We start from the raw sequence: 24,050 nt of genomic DNA on the forward strand, positions 1-24,050 counted from the left end.
TTAATTCTCCTTTCTATAAATTGGAAATTGCTTGCAAAGCTCTTCTACTTCACTTTTTACCTTTTCCTTTACTTTATCGTCCTTTATGTTTGATAAAACCTCATGAATAAGTCTCGCAATATATCTCATTTCACCTTCTTTCATACCTCTTGTAGTTAAAGCTGGTGTACCAATTCTTATACCACTTGTAACAGTAGGCGGTTGAGGATCAAAGGGTATTGAATTTTTATTCACAGTAATACCAGCTTCTTCTAATGCTTTTTCAGCTTCTTTTCCAGTAATACCCTTATCTCTCAAATCTACTAACATGAGATGATTATCAGTACCACCACTTACCAATCTATATCCAAGTCTCATAAGTTCATCAGCAAGAGCTTTAGCATTAAATATAATTTGCCTTTGATACTCTTTAAACTCAGGAGACATAGCCTCTTTAAATGCTACAGCTTTGGCTGCAATTACATGCATAAGAGGACCACCTTGAATACCTGGAAATATAGCCTTATCAATCTCCTTTGCAAACTCTTTTTTACAAAGGATAAAACCTCCTCTTGGCCCTCTTAAAGTTTTATGAGTAGTACTTGTAACAAATTGAGCATAAGGGACAGGAGATGGATGCAACCCTGCAGCAATCAGCCCTGCAATATGTGCCATATCAACCATAAGATAAGCACCTACATCCTCTGCTATACTTGCAAATTTTTCAAAATCAATAATACGAGGATACGCACTTGCCCCAGCAACAATAAGTTTTGGCTTTACTTCCTTTGCCAAATTCCAAACAGCATCATAATTTATTCTCTCAGTGTCTTTATCTACTCCATAAAAATAAAAATTAAAAAATTTACCAGAAAAATTTACAGGACTTCCATGAGTTAAGTGTCCCCCATGTGCCAAATTCATACCTAAAACCTTGTCTCCAGGATTTAACACTACAAAATAAACAGCCATATTTGCTTGACTTCCAGAATGAGGTTGAACATTTGCATGCTCAGCACCATAAATAGCCTTTACTCTTTCTCTTGCTATATCCTCTACCCTATCCATATAAAGACAACCACCATAATATCTTTTTCCAGGATAACCTTCAGCATACTTGTTAGTAAGAACAGAACCTTGAGCCTCAAGAACAGCTCTACTTACAAAATTTTCAGAGGCTATAAGTTCTAAATGATACTCCTCCCTATATTCTTCACCCCTTATTGCTTCATAAATTTCAGGATCTACATTAGGTAAGTACTTCACAGCTCCTCCTCCTCAATCATAGATATTTTTTGAATTCTTAATTTATGTCTTCCACCAGTAAACTCAGAATTTAGCCATACTTTTACTATCTCCTTTGCCAAATCATAACCAAGGATTCTCCCTCCTAATGCCAAAATGTTTGCATCATTATGTTCTCTACTTAATTTTGCCTCATAAGGATCTCTACATAAAGCAGCTCTTATACCTTTTACTTTGTTAGCTACAATACTCATACCTATACCTGTACCACAAATTAATATACCTTTTTCAAAACCCCCTCTTGCCACAGCCCTTGCTACTAATATCCCATAATCAGGATAATCTGTTCTTTCTGCCGAATAAGTTCCAAAATCATGATAACTAATATTCCATTCTTCTAACCATTTTTTTAATTCTTCTTTTAATAAATATCCTGCATGATCAGCCCCAATTGCAATCTTCATAGATCTACCCTCACCATCATATTTTTGATTAAGTTTTTTAATTCTTTTTCTATCTTATTACGAACTTCTCTATACGTCTCTATATCTTTACCATATGGATCCAAAATATCTTCATCACTTAGAGTAGATATTTTGTAGCTATATTTAGGATAAACACTTTTTAAAATCTCAGCTTGTTCTTTTGTCATAGTAAAAACACAATTAGCTCTTTCCATGAGTTCATTATCTATTTTTTTAGAAGAATGATTTGTAATATCAACACCTATCTCTTTCATTACTTCTTGAGAATATATAGATGCCTTATTTCCTTCCAAAGCAAATATACCTGCCGAGGAAACTTCAATTTCTATATCATACTCTTTAATAAGCTTACGAAAAAGATATTCTGCCATTGGACTTCTACAAGTATTTCCTGTACAAACGAATAATATCATCACTATTTATCACCTGCTGCTCTCTTTAGTCTATCCATAATTGCAAGACCTATTCCCTCTTCTGGATAAGATTCCGCAAGAATAATATCAACTTCCTTCTCCAATCTTCGTAAGGAGGGAAATAAATTTAAAGCAATATTATATAGATCAGATCTACTTCCTATAACATAAATTTTAAGATCTTTTGGATAAACATCTTTGGTTTCTTCTGAAGCAAGAACTCCCACTTTTTTACCTTCCTTTATCCAAGATTTTATTTTATTTTGCCATATTTCATTAAACTCTTCAATAATGTATAAAGGTACCTTAGGAGCATAATGTCTATATTTTAAGCCAGGAGAGGGAATATCTTCTTTTTTTACTTCTTTCCAAAAAACTATTTTTTTCTTTAATACTTTCTCAATTTCTTCTTTTGGACATGCTCCAGGCCTATATAAAACAGGTGGATCAGTAGTTATATCCAAAACTGTAGATTCTACTCCAAAACTTACATCTCCCCCATCAATTATTAAATCAACCTTATCTCCTAAATCCTCAAGAACGTGTTCAGCCTTAGTAGGACTTGGTCTTCCGGAAGCATTTGCAGAAGGAGCAGCTATTGGCCGTCCAAAAAGATTTAGAAGGGTTAAAGCAACCTTATTTTGAGGTTCTCTTATACCCACTTTGGGACTTCCACCTGTAACTATATCACTAACTATAGGTGATTTATAGAAAATTAAAGTTAATGGCCCTGGCCAAAAAGCTTCCATTAATCTCTCAGCATCAGGTGGAACATCATCCACAAGACTATAGACTTGCTCCATATTTCCTACATGAACAATAATGGGATTATCAGGTGGCCTACCTTTAGCTTCAAAAATTCTTCTAACAGCCTCTTCATTCAAAGCATCAGCCCCAAGACCATAGACAGTCTCTGTAGGAAAAGCCACAAGACCACCTCTTCTTAATACTTCAATCGCTATATTTAAAATCTTTTCATCTGGATTGTTTCTATCTACCTTAATTATTTCCACCATATTAATTTGATCACTCTATTCTTTTGGGAAAGATCTTTGTATACATGAAATTCAAACTTAAGAAAGGTTCTTTTAATCAATTTTACTAAATTGTCATAAATAAACGGTGAAATTTCAAAAATAAATACACCTTTATCCATCTTTTTCAAGTCCTTAATAATATTCTCATAAAAAACACAACCATTCCAACCACCATAAAGAGACTCCCAAGGCTCTCTTTTAACTTCCTTTTGAAGAAAAGGCATTTCCCAAGAAGCAATATATGGTGGATTACTTAATATTAAATCAAATTGTAAATTTCTCATGATAATAGGGTGTAGATAAGGTCCTAAGAAGAATTTAATCTTATCTATAACCCCATATTTTTGAGCATTAATTTTTGCAAATTTTAGAGCAAAAGGTGATATATCACACGCATAAACAGTGAGATTGTCAATTTTCTTAGCTAACGTTACTGCTAAATTACCACTACCTACCCCGATGTCAACAATTTTTTTTGAAGAATAACTTTTGATAGTATCAATAGTCACATCTACTAATAATTCCGTTTCATTTCTCGGTATCAAAACCCCTTTATCTGTAAAGAACTCATAATCATAAAAAAATTTTTTCTTAAGGATATAACTTATAGGTATTCCTTTTTTTCTTAAACCTAATAGTTTTTTAATCTCCTTTACCTTTTCTTCTTCAATAAAATCTACCGTATAAATAAAGCTTCTATCTTTATTTAGAACGTAGGATATAAGTAATTCAGCCTCCAAATATGCAGAATCTGGATCTATGTCTTCTAATTCTCTTTTTAACCAAAATAATACTTCTCTAAGAGCCTGCACTTACTTCTTCAAAAAGTTTTTTAATTTGCTCTTCTTTTTCAGCAAGGATGAGCCTATCTATAAACTCATCCAGCTCTCCTGATAACACTTCTTCTAATTGGAAAGATGAATAATTTATTCTGTGATCTGTAACTCTTCTTTGTGGAAAATTATATGTTCTTATCTTTTCACTTCTTTCCCCACTTCCTACTTGAGCTCTTCTTTGAGAAGCGATCTCATTTTCTTTTTCCTTTTGATAGTATTCATACAATCTTGCTCTAAGAACTTTCATGGCCTTTTCTCTATTTTGATGCTGAGATCTCTCGTCTTGACATTGAACCACAATTCCAGATGGTATATGGGTTATTCTTACTCCTGATTCTGTCTTATTTACATGTTGTCCTCCTGCCCCACCAGATCTAAAAGTCTCAATCCTAAGATCCTTAGGATCAATTTCTATTTCCACTTCCTCCATTTCAGGAAGAACCGCAACAGTAGCGGTAGATGTATGAATTCTTCCACTTGACTCAGTCACAGGTACTCTCTGAACTCTATGCACTCCACTCTCAAATTTGAGCCTACTATAAGCACCTTTACCTTCAACAATAAATATAATCTCTTTATAACCCCCAAGTCCTGTTGGGTTAGAACTCACAATATCTACCTTCCATCCCTTCTTCTGGGCATATCCAATATACATTCTAAAAAGATCTGCAGCGAAAAGGGCAGCCTCCTCTCCTCCAGCTCCTGCTCTTATCTCCATAATAATGTTTTTCTCATCATTAGGATCCTTAGGCAAAAGAGCAGATTTTAATTCAAACTCCTTTTGTTCAATCTTTCTTTCTATTTCTTCCAATTCCATCTCAGCTAAATTTCTAATCTCTTCATCATTTTCTTCTCTTAATACTTCTTCTAAATCTTCTTTTTCCTTCAATAATTTTTTATAATCTCTAAAATTCTCTACTATTTCCGTAATTTTTGCTCTTTCTTTAAGAAGATTCTGGTATTTGTTAAAATCATTAATTACCTCCTGTTGAGCTAAGAGATCCTCAATCTCATTAAATCTTTTTTCTATTTCTTCTAATTTTTCAATCACTATATCTTGAAGCATTTTCCTCCAGTGTCACCTCCTTTAAAGCTACAATTGCTGTTTCTAATTGCATATCATCTGGTTCTTTTGTTGTAAAATACTGCATCCATAACCCTGGTTTAAGCAAGATTTTCCAAAAAATAGAATCAATATGCTCAGATCCTAATTTTATTATCTCGTAAGATATACTAAAAATCAATGGGATAAGCAAAACTCTAGTAATAATTCTTAAAAGAAAAGGCTGTTTACCTAAAAAGGCAAAAATAACTATACTTACTATCATTACTACCAATAGAAAAGAGGTTCCACAGCGGGGATGAAAACGAGGATATTTCCTGCAATTCTCAACCGTTAATTCTTCTCCTGCCTCATAACAGAATACCGTCTTATGTTCTGCACCATGATATTGGAAAACTCTATAGATTTCTTTTATCTTACTTATTAAATAAAGATAAATTACAAAAATAGCTAATCTTATAATTCCCTCTAAAAGTCTCAAAATTATTAAAGAATTTATATATACCTCTATAGGTTTTAATATAAGAAGGGGTAAGACAATAAATAATGCAACAAAAAGAAGAAATCCTAAAACTAATGCAATACCTATCTCGGCATTACTGGTTGGTTTTTCATCTTCCTCAAAAGCAATCGATGTGGAATAATTCAATGCTTTTATTCCCCAAAAGAGAGAATCCATTAAAACCATAAGACCTCTTAGTAAAGGTATTCTTGTCCAGTTTTTAAAAAAGGGCTGTAATCTCTCTTTCTTTACAATAATTTCTCCCTTTGGGTCTCTTACAGCAACAGCAATATCTATTCCCTTTCTCATCATTACTCCCTCGTAAACTGCTTGTCCACCAACTAACTCTTTTTTATTCTTCATCTTTATCTCTCCTTAAAACTGTATGGCAATTTCTACATCTTGCTTCATAGCTTTCAAAAGCTCCTACTAAAATAATTGGATCGTCATAGTATGCAGGTTTTCCATTAATTATTCTTTGAGTTCTACTGGCTAAATTTCCACATTTCATACAAATAGCATGAAGTTTATCAACGTATTCTGCTACTGCCATTAAATATGGCATAGGGCCAAAAGGTTCTCCTCTAAAATCCTGATCTAAACCTGCCACGATAACCCTTTTCCCTTTATCTGCTAATCTCTGGCAAACTTTTACAATTCCCATATCAAAGAATTGTCCTTCTTCTATAGCTACAACCTGAGTATCCTCGTCTACATACTTTTCTATGTCTGCACTATTACTCACAGCTATCGCCTCTATCTTCAAACCTGTATGAGATGTTATATAATCTTTATCATATCTTGTATCTAAACTGTGCTTAAAAACTTGCACTTTTTGTTTTGCAATTTGTGCTCTTCTAACTCTTCTAATTAACTCTTCACTTTTTCCACTATACATTCCTCCACAAATAACCTCTATCCACCCTGAAGGCATATTCATAAATTCCATAAATTATCACCTTCTCTCAGGAATACAGCTCTTTCCCTCAGGACATGTACCTCTAAAACAAGACGGTCCTGCATCTTCAAACATATTAGGTGCTACTTTTTTAACCAAATCTAACATTTCCCAAGCCATCTCCCTTATTTCCCATTGGGCAGAATTACATGTTCTTAACGTAAAAAAATGAAGTAGTTCTCTGGCATTCATAGTAACAATTATTTTAGATTCCACAGCTTGGGGTAATAGATATCTTGCATCCTCCTTAGGAACTCCCATTTTTACAAGTTCCTCATAAGCATTAAAGGCTTTATCTAAAGTTTCTTTATATACTTTTTCCCTCTCCTTATCTATCAATATAGACTCAGGAATTACATATTCTTGCCTTATTTTTACATACCTCTGACTTTGTTGTGAATAAGATGCAATCCTATGTCTCACTAACTGATGAGTAGTAACTCTTGATATACCTTCTATATAAAAAGTAAAATTAGCATGCTCAAATATGGAAAAATGTTGTAAGGTTTTTGCCTTTTTTAAAAGACGAGAAATCTCCTCAAGAGTTAGTTTTTCTTCCAACTCTTCAATATTTCCTTGATAATGACATAATCTCATAGCCAGAGCACATACTTTTTCGGGCTCTGGCGTATAAGCTATTAGTTTTACCCTCAATTTTATTTAATTTCCCAATTATATTTTTTAGTAAATCTTTCTACTCTTCCCTCCGTATCCACAAATTTTCTTTGACCTGTAAAGAATGGATGGCATTTAGAGCATATTTCTACTGTCATATATTCCTTTGTTGATAAAGTCTCATAAACAGCCCCACATGCACATACTATCTTTGCTTTTTTCAATTCAGGATGAATACCTTTTTTCATGTTTCCTCTCCTTTCTTTACTATAAAATTTCCAAATTTACATTCTGAAAAATTATACCATAAAAATTATAAGGAGGCAGAAAGAAAATCTTCCTGCCTCCTTTTTACTTACCTTTACTTCAATTTAAATTAACGAGGCTCAACTATAAAACGGATGGCTGTTCTTTCTTCTCCATCAATTTGTACATCAGTAAATGCAGGAATACAAATTAAGTCAATGCCACTTGGAGCTACATAACCCCTGGTAATAGCAATTGCTTTAACTGCTTGGTTGACAGCTCCAGCACCAATTACTTGGATCTCAGCACGTCCCTTTTCACGAATTACACCTGCTAATGCACCAGCTACTGCATTAGGATTAGATTTAGCGGAAACTTTTAATACTTCTACCATAAACCTACCTCCTTTATATGTTCTTCCCATGGCAGACTTTTAAATTTTAAATTTCTCCCCTCCTTTGTAACCTGATAATGTTTTTTGTCTTTCCATTTACTTCTTCTACCTCTATAATCACCCCTTCCACTTTAAAAAGTCCTTTTTCTGGTACATCAAATTTTTGAGGTATTTGGAGAAGAAATTTCTTAAGAACAGCCTCCTTATCTACACCTAATATAGAATCGTAAGCCCCACACATACCTAAATCAGATATATAACCAGTTCCCCCTGGGAGAATTTTCTCATCAGCTGTCTGAACATGTGTATGTGTACCTACTACTGCTGTTACTCTTCCATCTAAAAAATATCCCATAGCTATCTTCTCAGACGTTGCTTCAGCATGCATATCCACTACTATTATTTTAGTATCTTTTTCCATTTCTTCAACTATATTATGCACTACTGTAAACGGATTTTCAATAGGTTCCATAAAAATACGTCCTTGTATATTAATTATACCAATTTTTTTGCCATAATATGAGACTGTAATATAGCCTCTACCAGGAACTCCCGAAGGATAATTAGCAGGTCTTAATACTCTCTCGTAATTCTCTAAAACAGAGATCCCTTCTTTTTTATCCCAAATATGATTACCACTTGTAAAAGCATCTATACCATAATCCATTAATTCTTTCAAAACACTTTCAGTAATACCAAATCCGGTAGCAGCATTTTCAATATTTGCAATTGTAAAATCAATTCCATATTCTTTTTTAATTTGAGGGAGAAGAAGCCCTACACCTCTTCTCCCTATTTTTCCTACTATATCACCAAGTATAAGAATATTCATAACTTATTTTGCGTACTCTACAGCCCTTGTTTCTCTTATTACAGTAACTTTTATTTGACCAGGATATTCCATTTCTTTCTCAATTTTTTTAGCAATCTGATAAGCTAATCTAGTAGCTGTCAAATCATCAACTTCTTCAGGGCTTACTAACACTCTAACTTCTCTTCCTGCCTGAATGGCATAAGCCTTTTCTACACCAGGAAATGACATAGCTATCTCCTCAAGCTTTTCCAGTCTCTTTATGTAAATTTCTATGCTTTCTCTTCTTGATCCAGGCCTTACTGCAGAGATACTATCCGCTACTTGAATTATAACATCTAAAGTCTTAATAAGAGGAATCTCTTCATGATGAGCTGCTACTGCATGGATCACATCTGGATGCTCTCCATATCTCTTTAAAAGATCAGCTCCTAAGGTTGCATGCGATCCCTCAACCTCATAATCTATAGCTTTTCCTATATCATGTAAAAGCCCAGCCCTCTTTGCTAAATTTACATCCGCATGTAATTCTGCAGCAATAATTGCTGCAATTTTTGCAACCTCAATTGAGTGCTGAAGAACATTTTGTCCATAACTGGATCTATAATAAAGTCTTCCTAAAACCCTTACTAAATCAGGATGTAAATTTTGAAGACCTACTTCTATTGAAGCTCTTTCTCCTTCCTCTCTTATCTTACTCTCTACTTCTTTTCTTGCTTTATTTACCATTTCTTCTATTCTTGCAGGATGAATTCTCCCATCTTTTACTAATCTTTCTAAGGCAATTCGAGCAATTTCTCTTCTTACTGGATCAAAGGAAGAAAGAACCACAGCCTCTGGAGTATCATCAATTATAAGATCTACACCTGTCAAAGTCTCAAAAGTTCTTATATTTCTTCCTTCTCTACCTATTATTCTTCCCTTCATTTCTTCACTGGGCAAACTAACAACAGATACTGTAGATTCCACAGTATGATCCACTGCACATCTCTGAATTGCTTCCGTTAAAATCTCTCGAGCCTTTTCATCTGCTATCTCCTTATATTTTGCCTCTGCTTCTTTTATCCTCATAGCTATATCTCTTTGTAATTCTTCTTCCACCTTCTTGAGAATAATATCACGAGCTTCTTCTCTACTCATCTGAGCAACCTTTTGAAGCTCCATAAATGCTTCTTCTTCCAATTTCTTTAGATTTTCGAGTTTTTTATCTATTTCTCTTTCTTTATTGGAGAGAATTTCCTCTTTTCTCTCTAAATTTTCTTCTCTTTGAAGAATTCTCTTCTCCAAATTGAAAAGCTCTTGTCTTCTTTCCTTAATTTCCCTTTCAGTCTCAGACCTTAATTTAAAAATTTCTTCTTTAGCTTCTAATAAAGCAGTTCTTTTCCTTTCTTCTGCTTCCTCTTCAGCCTTTTTAACTATCTCCTCTGCTCTCTTTTCTGCGACTTGTATTGTTTTTTGCTCAATATTTTTCCTTATAAGATACCCGAGACCAACTCCTATAATAAGTGTGATTAAAGCTATTAATATGCTAATTTGAATTCACCTCCTTCCATTTTTCAAGCTCTTTTTCTAATTCCAAAATTGCTTTTTCCCATGTTGTCTCCTTTACTATCTTACCATACTTAAAAATTATAACTCTTTTATTTGAGCCTGCAATTCCTATATCTGCCCATTTCGCTTCACCAGGACCATTTACTTCACATCCCATTACAGCTATCGTTATATCTAATGGAAAATCCTTAAATCTTTTTTCTATTTCTTTAGCTACTTTTTCTACTGGAAAATGAGCTCTTGCACACATGGGACACGAAATAACTTTTATACCTCTTTGCCTTAATTCTAAGCTTTCCAATATATGGTATGCTACTTCTACTTCTTTTTCTGGAGAAGCAGAAAGAGAAACCCTAATTGTATCACCAATACCCTCATAAAGTAAGATACCAATTCCTACTGCGGACCTAACACTTCCTGGAACAAGTGTACCAGCTTCTGTTATTCCTATATGGAGAGGATATTTTACTTGGGAAGAAAGTAGCTTATAAGCCTGTATAGTCAAAGGAACAGATGAAGATTTAACAGACACAACTATATCAGTGAAATCATTCTCCTCTAATAATCTAATCTCATTTAAAACGCTCTCTACCAATGCCTCAGGAGTAACTCCACCATATTTTTCAAGAATCTCCCTGCTCAAAGAACCAGCATTACTACCTACTCTTATTGGTACGCCTCTTGCTTTTGCTTCCTTTGCTATTAAAGATATATATTTAGGATTCTTAATATTACCTGGATTTATTCTCAATTTGTCTGCCCCTTGCTCCAAAGCTATTAAAGCAAGTCTATAATCAAAGTGTATATCAGCAATAATAGGAATAGGGCTCTTTTTCTTTATCTTTCCCAGAGCTAAAGCTGAGTCTTTATCAGGTATTCCTAACCTTACTAACTCACAACCCTTCTTAGCCAATCTTCTAATTTGTCTAAGAGTAGACTTAACATCTACTGTAGGAGTCTTAGTCATAGACTGTACTCTTACAGGATTATCTCCACCAATCTCTACATTTCCTACTTTTACTACCCTTGTTCCTCTTCCCATCACTTTCTAAGTCTTAACACATCAAAGAAAGTAATAATGATCATGAGAAATAAGAGAATTAGTAGACCTATCCAATGTACTATTTCTTCTTTTTTAGTTTCAATAGGCTTTCCCCTTATTTTCTCAAGAATAATAAACAATATCCTACCTCCATCTAAAGCAGGAAATGGAATTAAGTTAAATATCCCCAGTTGTACACTTAACAGTGCTGTAAAATTAAGATAATATACAAGCCCTAAAGAAGCTACTTCTCCCGTCATCTTGGCAATACCAATCGGACCTGAAACTGATATCCCTTGAGCTCCTGTAAAAAGTGCTTTTAATACAAAGAAAATAAGCAAAAAAGCATTGATTAGCATAGCAAATCCATTTTTCAGTGCTAATGTTATAGGATATCTCTTAGGGATTGATCTAAAGACAATACCTATAATACCTCCCTTTCTCTCCTCATCCCATTGAGGTATAACCCTTAAAGTAATTAGTTTACCATCTCTTTCCACATCCACTGTTATTTCTTTTCTATCATTAGGGCTTTTTATAGATTTTGTAATAAGATTTACTGCATCCTCTATTTTTTCTATTTTTATACCTTCTATCGAGATAATTTTATCACCTGGTAGAAAACCTGCCATTTGAGCTGGTTTACCTTCTACTACTCTATCAATTATAGGTATAGGTTGAGGAATTCCAATTAAAAAAATACTTACAAATAAAAGAAAAGCAACCAAAAAATTAAAAAAGGCTCCTGCAAAAAGTATTAAGAAGCGTTGCCATGGAGCCTTTTTATAGAATTTTCTTTCTTCTGGAACCTCCTCTTCTATTGGTAACTCTAAATCATCAACACCAGCCATTTTCACAAAACCACCAATAGGAATCAACCTCAATACAAATTTAGTCTCTTTACCTTTGTATTCATAAAGCTTAGGGCCAAAACCAATAGCATATTCAAAAACCTTAACCCCAAAAAGTTTAGCTAATATAAAATGTCCAAGTTCATGCGGTACAGTAAGTATAGCAAAAAGGACCAAAAACAAAATAATATCCATCTATTTTTTCACTCCTTTTTTATCTCTTCTCCTAAAAATCTAAAATTCTATTCAATAATACAGGTTACTCATAAATTTTTCAACCTCGTCTAAATTAGGGGGGTTAGCACCACGCCTTGTACAAGTTAAAGCAGCTACACTGTTAGCAAAAATAAGAATATTTTTTAACTCTTCTAAAGAAAGATTGGATATTTCTTTTTTAACTGTTTTGCCAAGCTTATATAAATAATATAAAAAGCCCCCCATAAAAGAGTCTCCAGCTCCCACAGTATCTATAACCTTTACCTTCATACCTGGCACTTTAACATAATTAGATTTTTGATAAGCAACAGATCCATCCTTTCCTAAAGTAACCACAAAAATTTTAACTCCCAAATTAATAAATTTCTCAGCAATTTTGTCTAAATCCTCTTCTCCATATAACCACTTCAAATCTGCCAAACTTACTTTTAATATATCCACCCTACTTACCCAATTTTCAAATCTTGATAAATACTGTTCCTTATTCACAATTAGATTTGGTCTTACGTTTGGATCAAAGGAAATTATACAATTTTTGTAATTTTCAAAAATCATTTTTTCAAAGACATAACAACCAGGTTCTCTAATCATTGATATAGATCCAAAATGAAGGATTTTCACTTTTTGTGAATCAATAAAAGGAATCTCTTCTTCTTTAAGCATAGTATCAGCAGTATTATCCCCATAAAATATAAAATAAGGTTCACTGTCCTTTAATATTACAAAAGCTAAAGTAGTAAGGTATTTATCTCTTAACACAAAAGATGTATCCACATTATTTTTTATAAGATTAGAATAAAGAATCTCCCCAAAAGGATCATAAGAAATTTTACCAAAGAAATATACACGTGCTCTAAGCTTTCCAAGGGTAATAGCAACATTATATGGAGATCCTCCAGGATTAGGTACATACGCATATCCATCTCCTAAAGATATAGGCGTAAAATCTATTAAGGATTCTCCAGATACTAATATCATATTTTCTTTAACCTCCACATAAAAAATATTGTATTTAATTATAACCTATGATAGAATAAAACTAACACGAGTTAATATAAAGAGGTAAGGAGAAATGTATATAGATGATAAAATTTTTGGAGATTTAGAAAAAAAAGAATTTTTATCAAATAGAAAAATAGAAGAGCTTGAAAAGTTTCCTTACATAGAAATAATTCCTGAAGATCCAACTCCTAAGGATGAAATTAAAGTTATATTTACTTGTACTCCATCTCAGAATTATAAGACTATTTATTATAAAATAAAATCCCAAACATCAGAAATACAAGAAGTTTCAATTGAAATTAAAGATGTGATTTGGGATAATGATTTTTTTAGTTTTTTACAAATCTTAGAAGCCCAAATTCCTCCTTTGAACAAAGAAGGTATAATTGAAATAACATTAAATCCGGAAGATGATTATGAAAAAGATTATTTTTCCTTTTCCATTGATGAATTTGAACCACCAAAGTGGTCCCAAGAAAGCATAATATATCACATCTTTGTTGATCGATTTGCAAAAGATAATTTTGAAGTGAGTTTATCTAATAATCTAAAAGAGAAACTTGGAGGTAATATCAAAGGAGTTATCAATCACCTTGATTATATAGAATCCTTAGGTATAAACACAATTTGGCTTTCTCCTATATTTAAATCAACTTCTTATCATGGATATGATATAGAGGATTATTTTGAAATTGATCCCGCATGGGGTAATAAAGATGATCTCAAAAAATTAGTTAATGATGCATTTGAAAGAGGAATTAGAATAATTCTGGACTTTGTACCAAATCATTTATCCTATTTAAATCCTATATTTCAAGATGCATTGAATAATAAAGATAGTAAATACAGAAATTGGTTCATTTTTAAGGACGATAATTCTTATGAATCATTCTTTGGAGTAAAATCCATGCCACAGATAAATCTAAAAAATAGAGAGGCAAGAAAATATATTATAGATGCAGCTAAATATTGGATTAAAAATTTCGGAATATCTGGATATCGATTGGATTATGCAATTGGACCAGATATCAATTTTTGGACTGAATACTATTATTCCATAAAAAGAGATTTTCCTGAAACTTTTCATTTTGGGGAGATAGTAGATACTCCCGAATATGTAAGAAGGTTTATAGGGAAAATGGATGGAGTACTTGATTTTTACCTTTTTAAATTAATAAGAGAGTCTTTTATAGGTAAAAAATGGAAATTAAAAGAATTTTTGAAAATTATAGATTTAAGATATAAATTTTACAAGAATCATATAAGGCTAATTTCGTTTTTAGAAAATCACGATTCTAATAGATTCCTTTTTGTAGCTAATGACAAAAGATTATTAAAAATAGCTTCCATATTTCAATTTTCACTTAATGATATACCCATAATATATAATGGACAAGAGATGGGTGCTAATCAATATAGAAACATGTTAGAAGGAAACAGGGCTCTTCATGAGTATGTACGACTACCTATACCCTGGGATGAAACCAAACAAGATTTAGAACTTATTGAGTTTTATAAAAAACTATCAAGAATCAGAAAAAATTATCCAGCCCTATATAAAGGAGATTTTACCTTAGGCCCTATAAAGGATATTATTAGCTTTTACAAGATTTATGATGATCAAAAAATACTGGTAATAATAAATAATACAAAAGATGAAAAAAATATATATCTTAATGGTGTTTTCAAAAATTTATTTAATAACAAGATTTATAAGAATGATTTGATAATTCATCCTTTTGAGGGTTATATACTTCTTGAGCTAAATCACTAATTTTCTCTAATTTTACATTGTTAAAAAATCCTTCCTGATAAAGCTCTTTTAACACCTTTATGGTCTTTGGTCTTAAATGAAATATGAATATACCCCAACCTTTCCTCTCAGCTATCTTAATAGCTTGAGAAAACCTGTATTTTATTCTATCTTCTTGATTCTCATGATCTATAAATAACATATTTTCTAAAACAGGAACTCCCACTTTATTACCGATTTTTTTCCCTACTGAATTTAAAATAGTTTTACTATCCAAAAAGCTTAGGCCATATTTTTTGAAAACCTTTAACACTTTCTCCATAGTTTCATCGTCTTTTGTAACTTTCGATCCCATATGATTATTAACCCAACATATTTTAGCATCTCCAAATCTCTTTAGATGAAGGTTCACAATTTTATCTATTTCCCCTTCACTCATACCACTCATTATTGCTTCTGAAGTTAAATATTTTGCATCTTTCGGATAAGTAATTGATTCCATAGGAATATGCATCATTACTTCCCAACCCTTTTTGACAAACTTATATGCTAAGTCCTTTGTATGTGATGTAGGAATTATAGAAACATTCAATGTATAAGGAAAAGATAATAATTCTTCAACCCAATAATTATCTTCCACTAAATCATCTACCACGAAGGCTATTTTGGGCTGAGATGACTTATGAGATATGTAAATTGGAAAATATAAAAATATATTATCAAGCTCAATTGAATCACCATTAGGAAGATCTATATCTGAACTTAAAATATACTTTTCATATTTAGAAGATATGGTTCTCCTAATGTCATAATTTTTAATTATTTCTTTTCTAATCTGAGTATTATAGACAGTTGATCTAAAATAAACAGAATATAACTTCCAATTTATAATATAATCTCCAGTTTCTCTTCTTTTTCCCTCTATTATGTATCTTTCTATAAAAGGCTTATATTCAGATAAAATTTTATTTATTTCATCTGATTCAACATTTATTTCAATCCTATTTTTCACAAATTTTTTATCATCTTTTAAAACTTCCTCTTTTCTGTTTTCCTTACATCCATAAAAAACCAATAGAAAAAATAAAAATAAAATTCCTATCTTCCATATCTTTCTTTCCATAATTTTTTAATCCTTTCTTTTATTATTTTCTCCTTTCCTTGCTCAGTTGGATTATAAAAAACCTCATTCACATCATATGGTAAATATCTTTGAATTACAAAATGTTCCGGAAAATCATGAGGGTACAAATAATCAGGAGAACTTCCCCATAAATGCTTTGGAATCTCTGACACTCCTTTCTCCTGTATGTAATTCATGGCTTTTTCTATGGAAGATATCACACTATTACTCTTTGGAGCGGTCGCAAGGTATATGGTAGCTTCAGCTAAAGGAATTCTTGCCTCTGGCATACCTACCACATCCACAGCATAATATGCAGACTGAGCAATCAATAAGGCTAAAGGATCTGCCATTCCTATATCTTCAGCAGCATGGATTATAAGTCTTCGAGCAATAAATCGCGGATCTTCTCCTGCAAGAAGCATCTTAGCCAGATAATATAAAGCAGCATCGGGATCAGAACCTCTTATGCTTTTAATAAATGCTGATATAGTGTGATAATGCTCGTCCCCTTTTTGATCATATCTTATCACCCTTTTCCCTATTACCTCTCTTACCACAGATGCATCAATAAGGACTTTTCCATCTTCATCAGCTTTTGCAACAAAGGAAGCAATTTCTAAGGTATTAAGAGCAATCCTTGCATCACCATTGGCAAACCTAACTATTTCATCAACAGCATCTTGAGAGATTACAATGTTTTTTCCTCCTAAACCTCTTTCTCTATCTTTTATTGCTCTGTCAATTAATATCCTTAGTTTATCATCCGTTAAGGGCTTCAGTTCTATAATCCTACAACGAGAAAGAAGGGTTGTATTTAAAGCAAAAAGAGGGTTTTCAGTAGTAGCACCTATAAGAATTATTATACCTTTTTCTACAAAGGGTAGTAGCACATCTTGTTGTAATTTATTGAAATGATGTATTTCATCAAGAAATAAAACAGTTTTCTTTTTATAAAGTTCAATATTTCTTTGAGCTTTTTGAAGGGCTTCTTTAAGATCTTGTACTCCAATTATAGCAGCATTTAATTCTATAAAATCAGCATTTATCTCCTTAGCTAACAGAATAGAAAGGGTAGTCTTTCCAGATCCTGGGGGGCCAAAGATAATAAGGGAAGGTAAATAACCTTTTTGAACTGTCCTTCTTAAAAAAGATCCTTCACCTATAATCTCCTCTGCACCAAGAAATTCATCAAAACTTCTTGGCCTCATTCTGTATGAAAGAGGTTGAAAACTATTATCCTCTTTAAATAGCTTTTCTTGCCTATCCATCTAAGAAGTGCCTAAAAACCACCTGAAAATTTTTTATTATATCTCCCTTACTTTGCATTATATAAATCCCATTATCAAAAGCGTATACACCATCTTTTAAAGAGAAGACATTTATTTTTTTACTTTTCATAAATCTTCTTTCTAATAGAGAATATATATTTTCAATTATATTTCTTTCTATTTTTAATGTTGTATCAATAAAAAATATTGTAATCTTTGGTTTTAATACTTCTCTTCTTCTTAAAAATTCCCAAATTTCTCTTAGTCTTATATTATTAGGAGGACTTGTTTTACACTCCACATACAATAAGTTATTCTCTAATATGGAGAGGATATCAAAGTCTCCTCCACCTTTAATCTCCTTTATTTTTATTCCCCAAATCGTGGGCATATAAAATTCCCTTTTAAATATCTCTGATATGAACCACTCTAAAGTTTCTCCAAAATTATCCAAATAAAAGTAAGAAAACAAATACTGATCTTCTTTTAAACTTTCTATAATATGAGCTTTCAATAAAAAATTCCATTGTTCTTCTACTTCATCCTTTTTCCAGCGAGAAAAAAGAGTTTCACAATCAATATAATCATCTTTTCTAAATAGTAAAAGATCACCTAAAAAGCGTCTAAATCTATAATTAAAAAGTCTTTGATAATATTCGTCTAAAAACTCCCCTCCTTTAGGTACTATCACCCTCTCAATAGGACATTCTTCTATTATCTCATATCCTCTACGCCAAAGTGCTCTTCTTACCTCTTCAGAATTCATTAAATCAATCTTTATCTTCCTCTAACATCTTTAGAATTTTTTCCAGTACTTTATCTTTGTCATTATCCCTTTCCTCTTTTGTATAAACCCTAATCACTTCATCTAAAGATACTAATTCTCTTCTTTCTTCGTCATATTCTACAATAAGCTTACTTAATGGTACATGATGATCTACTACTACTCCCTTCCCCTGCTTAGTTTCTACAATACTACCTTTGGGAGGCATCTCTTCCTTAATTTTTTGATATGTTTCATATTCATAAGCTAAACAGCACATGAGTCTTCCGCATATTCCAGATATTTTTAATGGATTTAAAGCCAAAGATTGCTCCTTTGCCATCTTAACAGAAATAGATTCAAATTCTTGCAAAAAAAGATGACAACACACTTCTCTACCACATATTCCTAAGCCTCCCATATATTTTACTTCATCTCTTACTCCTACCTGATGTAATTCAATTCTTGTTTTATATTGTGAAGCAAGATCTTTTACTAATTCTCTAAAATCTACTCTATCTTCAGAAGCAAAATGTATCGTTATCTTGCTATAATCAAAAGTTATTTCACAAGCAAGCATTTTCATAGGAAGAGACATTTCATTTGCCTTTTTTTGAGCATACTCTAAAATTTGTTTCTCCTTTTCCCTATATCCTCTTATCTTCTCTAAATCTTCTTCTGTTGCTCTTCTTAGTATAGGTTTTAAGGGAGATGGAGGTTGAAAACCATCTGGAGGCTCAAAGGGTGGAATTGCTACTCTACCTGCCTCTGTTCCTTGTACAGTTTTAACAATTACCCAATCTCCTACTTTTAAATTCAAATCATTAGTAGAAAAATAATAAACCTTCAAACTTCTTAATCTAATACCTACCACATATTCTTTAGCCTTAATTTCTTCCATCATCCTTTTATCCCTACTCTCAAAAATAAGGTTTCTATTGTAAGAGTCAAATTTGCATTATTTCTAATATTCCTAATAGCATCCTGCGTCATTCTAAAGAAAATTTTCAAATCCTCTAAGGAATATTCTTGAGATTTTCTCGCAATCTCTATAGAAAAATCTTTCTGAGTTATAAAATCCTCTTTCTGTAATAGTTTCCAGAAAAACATATCTCTCCACCAAAAAAGAACTAATTCTAAATAATTAATTATCTTTTCATTATCCTTTTCTTCTACAAGAAAATCAACTACCTCAAATGGAGAATATAATTTTTCTTTCTTTAGTAAAGTTAAGTATTTAAAAAGTTCAATTCTTTTATTCCAATTTTCTTCTTCATTCCAATACAAAGCCTTTCCAACACTTCCTTGGGATAAAGATATTAATATATCAATTCTATCTTCTGGAACTCTATCTTCTATAATTTTTCGGACTTCTTCCTCGTTAAGATATGAAAAATTAATAATCTGACTCCTTGATATTATAGTAGGAAGAAGAAGCTCAGGACGATAAGCTATCAATATAAATATGGTATATTCCGGAGGCTCCTCAAGTATCTTCAAAAGGGCATTTGCCCCTTCATTTCTCAATTGATGAGCATCGTCTAAAATAAAAAACTTATAATTACTTACATAAGGCTTTAAATAAGCTTCCCTTCTCAAATCTTTAATCTGCTGTATCTTATACCACATTCCATCAGGTTGAAGATAAAATAGATCAGGATGACTCAATTTCTTTATACTTAGACAAGTCTCACACTCCCCACATCCCTCAAAAGGTTCTACTTTACAATTTAAAGCCTGAACCAAAGAAATAGCTGTTAACTTTTTACCTACCCCTTCAGGACCCACAAAAAGATAGGTTTGGGATACTTTGTTCTCCTTAAGGGATTTCCTGAGTATTTTTATAGCTAAATCCTGACCTATAATCTCTTTAAATGCCATCTCTAAATCTTCTCAAAATAAGCCACATCTACAGCAAACACAATGGCTCCGCCAACTTTTACCTTAACAGGCATTGGTACCATCCTTAAAAGTTCTACAGAAGGAAGAGGAGGAATAATTATTTTTTCTCTTTCCTTACAATTTTCTTTTAAAACTGTAATAAAATCCTCAAATTCATCATCTTCTACAACAGTCATTATAGTAACACTACTTTCTTCTAAAAATCCTCCTTTACTTCTGAAGAAGGTCAAGGAAAAGTTCTTCTCTAAGAGAATCTCTCTAACTTTTTTCCAGTCCTCTTCCTGAATAATAGCAAAAACTAATTTCATTTATCCACCTCTAAAGATATTTTCTTTCCAAATAAGCAATGATGTCTTTACTTACTTCTTCCTTTGGTCTATCTCCAGAAATTACTACAAATCTATCTTTTTCAATTTCAGCTATTTCTAAATATCCTTTTCTTACTTTATTATAGAACTCTAAATTTTCCCTTTCTATTCTATCAAAATTCTTTTTTCTACTCAAAGACTTATAAGGATCTATATCAATAAGAAAGGTTATATGGGGTATCAAATTGGAAGTCGCAATCTTATTAAGATCAGATAATATATTTATTGGTAAACCTCTACCATATCCTTGGTAAGCTATAGTAGAATCCATATAACGTTCACATAGAACCCAAAACCCTTCTTGAAGCTTTTCCTTAATCTTTTCTGTATTTTCTACTCTTGATCCTATATAGAGAAAAGCTTCGGTCCATGGTCTTAATGCTAAATCTGGATCTAAAAGGATAGACCTTATTTTTTCTCCTACCTCTGTTCCTCCAGGTTCTCGAGTTACATAGACCTTTACACCTTTATCTTCCAAATAATTTTTAAGTATTGAAATCTGAGTACTTTTTCCAGATCCATCTAAACCTTCAAAAGTTATAAATACAGATCTTTCCATTTTTATAAATCTATGCTGGGAATATTTTTACTTTTCTAAAGGGCTCCACCCCAACACTCTCAGAATGTAAACCATATTGTTGAATAAGTTGATGCTGTAATCTCCTTATATAGGCAGGTTGAGGAGACAATTCATAGGGTTCTTCATGGGTAAGAACATATTCAATTCCTTCTTGAGCTTCTCTTAAGGCCTCTTCTTCTTCGCTACTCTTTCCTCCTACAGTTTTAATACCAAATCTTTCTCCTAAAAACCTTTCAATTTGTGTCACAGTATTACTTCTTAATACTGCTATATCTATCTTTCTTTTTTCTGCCTCTTTAAGTAAATCCTTAGCCCTCTTTTGATGAGCTTTCAATATAAGTAAACAATTTGCTTCTGATAAATTTTTTACTATGAAAGCTGGTACACCAAGATTTCGAATGGCTTTTTCCAATCTATTTCTACTTATACCATAAGGATAAATTTTAAGGACATCTGTCTTTTTATCTATCTTAACGACTGACTCCTCAGTCTCTTGAGAAGAAATTTCCAGTACAGAAGCCTCAACCTTTTTTACTTCACCTTCTGCAGTCCTTACTCTTATCTCTGGTCTTATAATATAACCTCTTAATAATGCATCTACTGTTTTTGCTACATCATGATGAATAGCCAGCTTATCCCTTTCTTGTATCTCTACTACAACTTGAAAGGTTGGAGGAGCTTTTCTCTCTAATACCGTTTTTTGGGTACCTCTTCTTTTTGCCTCTTCATCACTTAAAGTTACAACTTGTATACCACCCACAAGATCCGATAATGTAGGGTTTAATAAAAGGTTTTGTAAGGTTATTCCATGAGCAGTACCAATAAGTTGTACCCCTCTTTCTGCAATAGTTCGAGCTGCTTTTGCTTCAAGCTCTGTACCAATCTCATCAATTACTATAACTTCTGGCATGTGATTTTCTACTGCCTCTATCATCACATCATGTTGTTTTGAGGGATTTGGCACTTGCATTCTCCTTGCTCTACCAATAGCAGGATGCGGAATATCACCGTCCCCACCAATTTCATTAGAAGTATCTATTATTATTACCCTTTTACCTAATTCATCAGCTAAAACCCTTGCGGTCTCTCTAAGAAGGGTGGTCTTACCAACTCCAGGTTTTCCTAATAGTAGAATATTTTTTCCACTTTCTATAACATCTCTTATTATATCTACAGTACCTAAAACTGCCCTACCCACACGACAAGTTAAACCTATAATTCTTCCATGTCTATTTTCAATAGCTGAAATTCTGTGTAATGTTCTTTCTATGCCAGCCCTTTTATCACCACTAAACTCGCCAACTCTGGCAATAATATAATTTAAATCCTCCTCTGTAGTATATCTTCCTTCAAAAATAATAGTTTTTTTATAAAATCTCGCTTCTATTTCCCTACCAAGATCTAATACAACCTCTATAAGATCCTTAACATCAGAATCCTTTTCCAATTTTTCTTTAATATCCGCAGGAAATATAGATAAAAATTTATCTAAATCATCAACTATTTGCTGAACCAAAATTCTATACCTCTCCTTCTTTTTGAATTTCCTTAAAAGCTATTATACCCCATGATCCTGGACCTATATGTGAAAGAATAGTACAACTAAAAGATCCTATATAAAAATCAGTAATTCTAAATATTTTCTTTACTTCTTCTGCGACTTCTAAGACTTCTTCATAATTATCAGAATAAGCTATAGCTATTTTTACAGGAACATCCCCCACTCTTTCCTTAATTATTTCTATAATTCTTGATTTCACTTTTTGTTTTGTCCTAACCCTTTCAACTGGCTCTATTGCTCCATCTCTAAGCTCCAAAATAGGCTTTATCTGTAACAAACTTCCCATCCATGCTTGGGCTGCGCCTATTCTTCCTCCCCTATAAAGGTATTCCAAAGTATCTACTGTGAATTTTACTTCGGAATTTCTGAACATAATCTCCGGAATATTCAAAATCTCATTTATACTTGCTCCCTTTTCTATGGTCTTAGCCAACTCTATAACTACAACACCAAGAGCAAGTTCTGTAAGTTTTGAATCAATCACATATATTTTATCACCGTAAGGTAAAAGCTCTTTTGCAGCATTTGCAGACCCAATAGTTCCACTTAATTTAGAAGAAATATGTATAGATATAATCCCCTCTAAATCTGGATTCTTCTCAAATATATTTTTGTATGCATTATAGAAATCTTCCACAGAAGGCTGAGAAGTTTTCGGGAATATATTGGTTTCTCTTGCCTTTTTAAAGAAAATTTCAGGCGTTATATCTATACCATCTCTATACACTTCTTCCTCAAAAGCAACCTTTAGCGGTACGACTGTTATATCATATCTTTCTACATATTCTTTTGGAAGAGCAGCTGTACTATCAGTTACAATTTTAAACATATTTTCCCCCCTAAATTTATTTTTAAGATCCCTCAGTCTCTTCAGAAACAGTAGTTTCTTCTGTATACCTTTGTGGGGTTACTATGGCAACTATAACATCATCAAGAGGAGTTAATACCTTAATTTTATCAGGGATATTTAAATCCCTCACAGTAATCGCATCTCCAATATCCAAATCCGAAATATCTACTTCTATATTGGTAGGTATATCAAGAGGTAAAGCCCTAACTAAAATTTCTTCCACTCCATGTTGTAACAACCCACCCTGTTTAACTCCTTTTGGCTCTCCTTTAAGAACCACAGGCACATAAACATCTACTACTTCTTCCAATGTTACAGCATGAAAATCTACATGTATTGGTTCATCTGTTAATGGATCAATTTGTATATCTTGAAGTAAAGCAGTCTCAGTAACACTGTTATTACCATCTTCTACTATTATTTTAAGTATATGCTGTTCTTTTGAATGCCCTCTTTTAATTAGATCCCACAATGCCTTTCTTTCTATCAATATATGAACATTTTCCTTCAAGTGTACCCCATACATTACACCTGGTACCAACCCCATTCTTCTATATTTTTTTACAGATTCTTTTCCTAATTTCTCTCTTTTTTTGACTTTTATTTCAACCACATCCATTTTCTTAAACCTCC

The 24,050-nt window shown here is 32.5% G+C and carries 27 protein-coding genes; 1 reads left to right on the forward strand and 26 read right to left on the reverse strand.

Features of this window, described 5'->3' with window-relative positions:
* From ACY3IT_RS07930 to ACY3IT_RS08005, 16 genes are all read right to left on the reverse strand, one after another.
* Entirely contained in the window at positions 1–1,245 is a 1,245-nt protein-coding gene (locus ACY3IT_RS07930; RefSeq protein WP_463082410.1) for a serine hydroxymethyltransferase, read from the reverse strand.
* Positions 1,242–1,688, reverse strand: coding sequence for a ribose 5-phosphate isomerase B (gene rpiB / locus ACY3IT_RS07935; RefSeq protein ID WP_463082411.1), 447 nt, complete (start codon positions 1,686–1,688; stop codon positions 1,242–1,244). Before rpiB ends, ACY3IT_RS07930 begins: the two co-directional genes overlap by 4 nt.
* The gene (locus ACY3IT_RS07940) at positions 1,685–2,122 is read right to left on the reverse strand and encodes a low molecular weight protein arginine phosphatase (RefSeq protein ID WP_463082412.1); all 438 of its coding nucleotides are present in this window, start codon (positions 2,120–2,122) and stop codon (positions 1,685–1,687) included. Before ACY3IT_RS07940 ends, rpiB begins: the two co-directional genes overlap by 4 nt.
* A gap of 2 nt (positions 2,123–2,124) precedes the next feature.
* Positions 2,125–3,138, reverse strand: coding sequence for an L-threonylcarbamoyladenylate synthase (locus ACY3IT_RS07945; protein ID WP_463082413.1), 1,014 nt, complete (start codon positions 3,136–3,138; stop codon positions 2,125–2,127).
* The gene (gene prmC, locus ACY3IT_RS07950) at positions 3,126–3,971 is read right to left on the reverse strand and encodes a peptide chain release factor N(5)-glutamine methyltransferase (RefSeq protein ID WP_463082414.1); all 846 of its coding nucleotides are present in this window, start codon (positions 3,969–3,971) and stop codon (positions 3,126–3,128) included. Before prmC ends, ACY3IT_RS07945 begins: the two co-directional genes overlap by 13 nt.
* Positions 3,958–5,061, reverse strand: coding sequence for a peptide chain release factor 1 (prfA, locus tag ACY3IT_RS07955; RefSeq protein WP_463082415.1), 1,104 nt, complete (start codon positions 5,059–5,061; stop codon positions 3,958–3,960). The genes prmC and prfA overlap by 14 nt, the downstream gene beginning before the upstream one ends.
* On the reverse strand, positions 5,039–5,923 hold the full coding sequence (locus ACY3IT_RS07960; RefSeq protein ID WP_463082416.1) for a DUF1385 domain-containing protein: 885 nt from the start codon (positions 5,921–5,923) through the stop codon (positions 5,039–5,041). The genes prfA and ACY3IT_RS07960 overlap by 23 nt, the downstream gene beginning before the upstream one ends.
* Entirely contained in the window at positions 5,913–6,509 is a 597-nt protein-coding gene (locus tag ACY3IT_RS07965) for a thymidine kinase (RefSeq protein ID WP_463082417.1), read from the reverse strand. The genes ACY3IT_RS07960 and ACY3IT_RS07965 overlap by 11 nt, the downstream gene beginning before the upstream one ends.
* Before the next feature lie 6 nt (positions 6,510–6,515).
* The gene (gene thyX, locus ACY3IT_RS07970) at positions 6,516–7,172 is read right to left on the reverse strand and encodes an FAD-dependent thymidylate synthase (RefSeq protein WP_463082418.1); all 657 of its coding nucleotides are present in this window, start codon (positions 7,170–7,172) and stop codon (positions 6,516–6,518) included.
* A gap of 2 nt (positions 7,173–7,174) precedes the next feature.
* The gene (rpmE, locus tag ACY3IT_RS07975) at positions 7,175–7,381 is read right to left on the reverse strand and encodes a 50S ribosomal protein L31 (RefSeq protein ID WP_012583166.1); all 207 of its coding nucleotides are present in this window, start codon (positions 7,379–7,381) and stop codon (positions 7,175–7,177) included.
* Between the two features lie 128 nt (positions 7,382–7,509).
* The gene (locus ACY3IT_RS07980; RefSeq protein ID WP_012548757.1) at positions 7,510–7,773 is read right to left on the reverse strand and encodes a stage V sporulation protein S; all 264 of its coding nucleotides are present in this window, start codon (positions 7,771–7,773) and stop codon (positions 7,510–7,512) included.
* 46 nt (positions 7,774–7,819) lie between these two features.
* Positions 7,820–8,605 (reverse strand): TIGR00282 family metallophosphoesterase, encoded by a 786-nt coding sequence (locus ACY3IT_RS07985; RefSeq protein WP_463082419.1) that lies wholly within the window; start codon positions 8,603–8,605, stop codon positions 7,820–7,822.
* 3 nt (positions 8,606–8,608) lie between these two features.
* Positions 8,609–10,123: a ribonuclease Y gene (gene rny / locus ACY3IT_RS07990; RefSeq protein ID WP_463083640.1), complete on the reverse strand. Its 1,515-nt coding sequence runs from the start codon at positions 10,121–10,123 to the stop codon at positions 8,609–8,611.
* Complete coding sequence (ispG, locus tag ACY3IT_RS07995; RefSeq protein ID WP_463083641.1) at positions 10,113–11,177, reverse strand: flavodoxin-dependent (E)-4-hydroxy-3-methylbut-2-enyl-diphosphate synthase; 1,065 nt, start codon at positions 11,175–11,177, stop codon at positions 10,113–10,115. The genes rny and ispG overlap by 11 nt, the downstream gene beginning before the upstream one ends.
* Complete coding sequence (gene rseP / locus ACY3IT_RS08000) at positions 11,177–12,223, reverse strand: RIP metalloprotease RseP (protein ID WP_463082420.1); 1,047 nt, start codon at positions 12,221–12,223, stop codon at positions 11,177–11,179. The genes ispG and rseP overlap by 1 nt, the downstream gene beginning before the upstream one ends.
* Positions 12,224–12,274: 51 nt before the next feature.
* On the reverse strand, positions 12,275–13,222 hold the full coding sequence (locus ACY3IT_RS08005; RefSeq protein ID WP_463082421.1) for a carbohydrate kinase family protein: 948 nt from the start codon (positions 13,220–13,222) through the stop codon (positions 12,275–12,277).
* A 94-nt stretch (positions 13,223–13,316) separates the two neighbouring features.
* Here ACY3IT_RS08005 and ACY3IT_RS08010 point away from each other — a divergent pair, with 94 nt between their 5' ends.
* Positions 13,317–15,020: an alpha-amylase family glycosyl hydrolase gene (locus ACY3IT_RS08010; protein WP_463082422.1), complete on the forward strand. Its 1,704-nt coding sequence runs from the start codon at positions 13,317–13,319 to the stop codon at positions 15,018–15,020.
* On the opposite strand, the gene ACY3IT_RS08015 is transcribed toward ACY3IT_RS08010, so the two are convergent.
* From ACY3IT_RS08015 to ACY3IT_RS08060, 10 genes are read right to left on the reverse strand one after another with little or no spacing between them, the layout of a single operon-like run.
* Complete coding sequence (locus ACY3IT_RS08015; RefSeq protein WP_463082423.1) at positions 14,944–16,122, reverse strand: divergent polysaccharide deacetylase family protein; 1,179 nt, start codon at positions 16,120–16,122, stop codon at positions 14,944–14,946. The two genes, ACY3IT_RS08010 and ACY3IT_RS08015, sit on opposite strands and share 77 nt — an antisense overlap.
* Positions 16,098–17,393, reverse strand: coding sequence for a replication-associated recombination protein A (locus tag ACY3IT_RS08020; protein ID WP_463082424.1), 1,296 nt, complete (start codon positions 17,391–17,393; stop codon positions 16,098–16,100). Before ACY3IT_RS08020 ends, ACY3IT_RS08015 begins: the two co-directional genes overlap by 25 nt.
* Positions 17,386–18,159, reverse strand: a complete 774-nt coding sequence (locus ACY3IT_RS08025; protein ID WP_463082425.1) for a hypothetical protein — start codon at positions 18,157–18,159, stop codon at positions 17,386–17,388. Before ACY3IT_RS08025 ends, ACY3IT_RS08020 begins: the two co-directional genes overlap by 8 nt.
* Before the next feature lie 4 nt (positions 18,160–18,163).
* Positions 18,164–19,060: a PSP1 domain-containing protein gene (locus ACY3IT_RS08030; RefSeq protein WP_463082426.1), complete on the reverse strand. Its 897-nt coding sequence runs from the start codon at positions 19,058–19,060 to the stop codon at positions 18,164–18,166.
* Positions 19,057–20,037: a DNA polymerase III subunit delta' gene (gene holB, locus ACY3IT_RS08035; RefSeq protein WP_463082427.1), complete on the reverse strand. Its 981-nt coding sequence runs from the start codon at positions 20,035–20,037 to the stop codon at positions 19,057–19,059. Before holB ends, ACY3IT_RS08030 begins: the two co-directional genes overlap by 4 nt.
* Before the next feature lie 2 nt (positions 20,038–20,039).
* Positions 20,040–20,366: a cyclic-di-AMP receptor gene (locus tag ACY3IT_RS08040; protein WP_463082428.1), complete on the reverse strand. Its 327-nt coding sequence runs from the start codon at positions 20,364–20,366 to the stop codon at positions 20,040–20,042.
* A gap of 10 nt (positions 20,367–20,376) precedes the next feature.
* Positions 20,377–20,985, reverse strand: coding sequence for a dTMP kinase (gene tmk / locus ACY3IT_RS08045; RefSeq protein ID WP_463082429.1), 609 nt, complete (start codon positions 20,983–20,985; stop codon positions 20,377–20,379).
* 10 nt (positions 20,986–20,995) lie between these two features.
* The gene (locus ACY3IT_RS08050; RefSeq protein ID WP_463083642.1) at positions 20,996–22,525 is read right to left on the reverse strand and encodes a R3H domain-containing nucleic acid-binding protein; all 1,530 of its coding nucleotides are present in this window, start codon (positions 22,523–22,525) and stop codon (positions 20,996–20,998) included.
* 1 nt (position 22,526) lies between these two features.
* The gene (locus ACY3IT_RS08055) at positions 22,527–23,396 is read right to left on the reverse strand and encodes a DegV family protein (RefSeq protein WP_463082430.1); all 870 of its coding nucleotides are present in this window, start codon (positions 23,394–23,396) and stop codon (positions 22,527–22,529) included.
* A gap of 22 nt (positions 23,397–23,418) precedes the next feature.
* Positions 23,419–24,036 carry a 50S ribosomal protein L25/general stress protein Ctc gene (locus tag ACY3IT_RS08060; RefSeq protein ID WP_463082431.1) on the reverse strand — a complete coding sequence of 206 codons (618 nt, stop codon included), beginning with the start codon at positions 24,034–24,036 and terminating at the stop codon, positions 23,419–23,421.
* Positions 24,037–24,050: the final 14 nt, after the last annotated feature.

Source organism: Dictyoglomus sp. GBS (assembly GCF_055179815.1).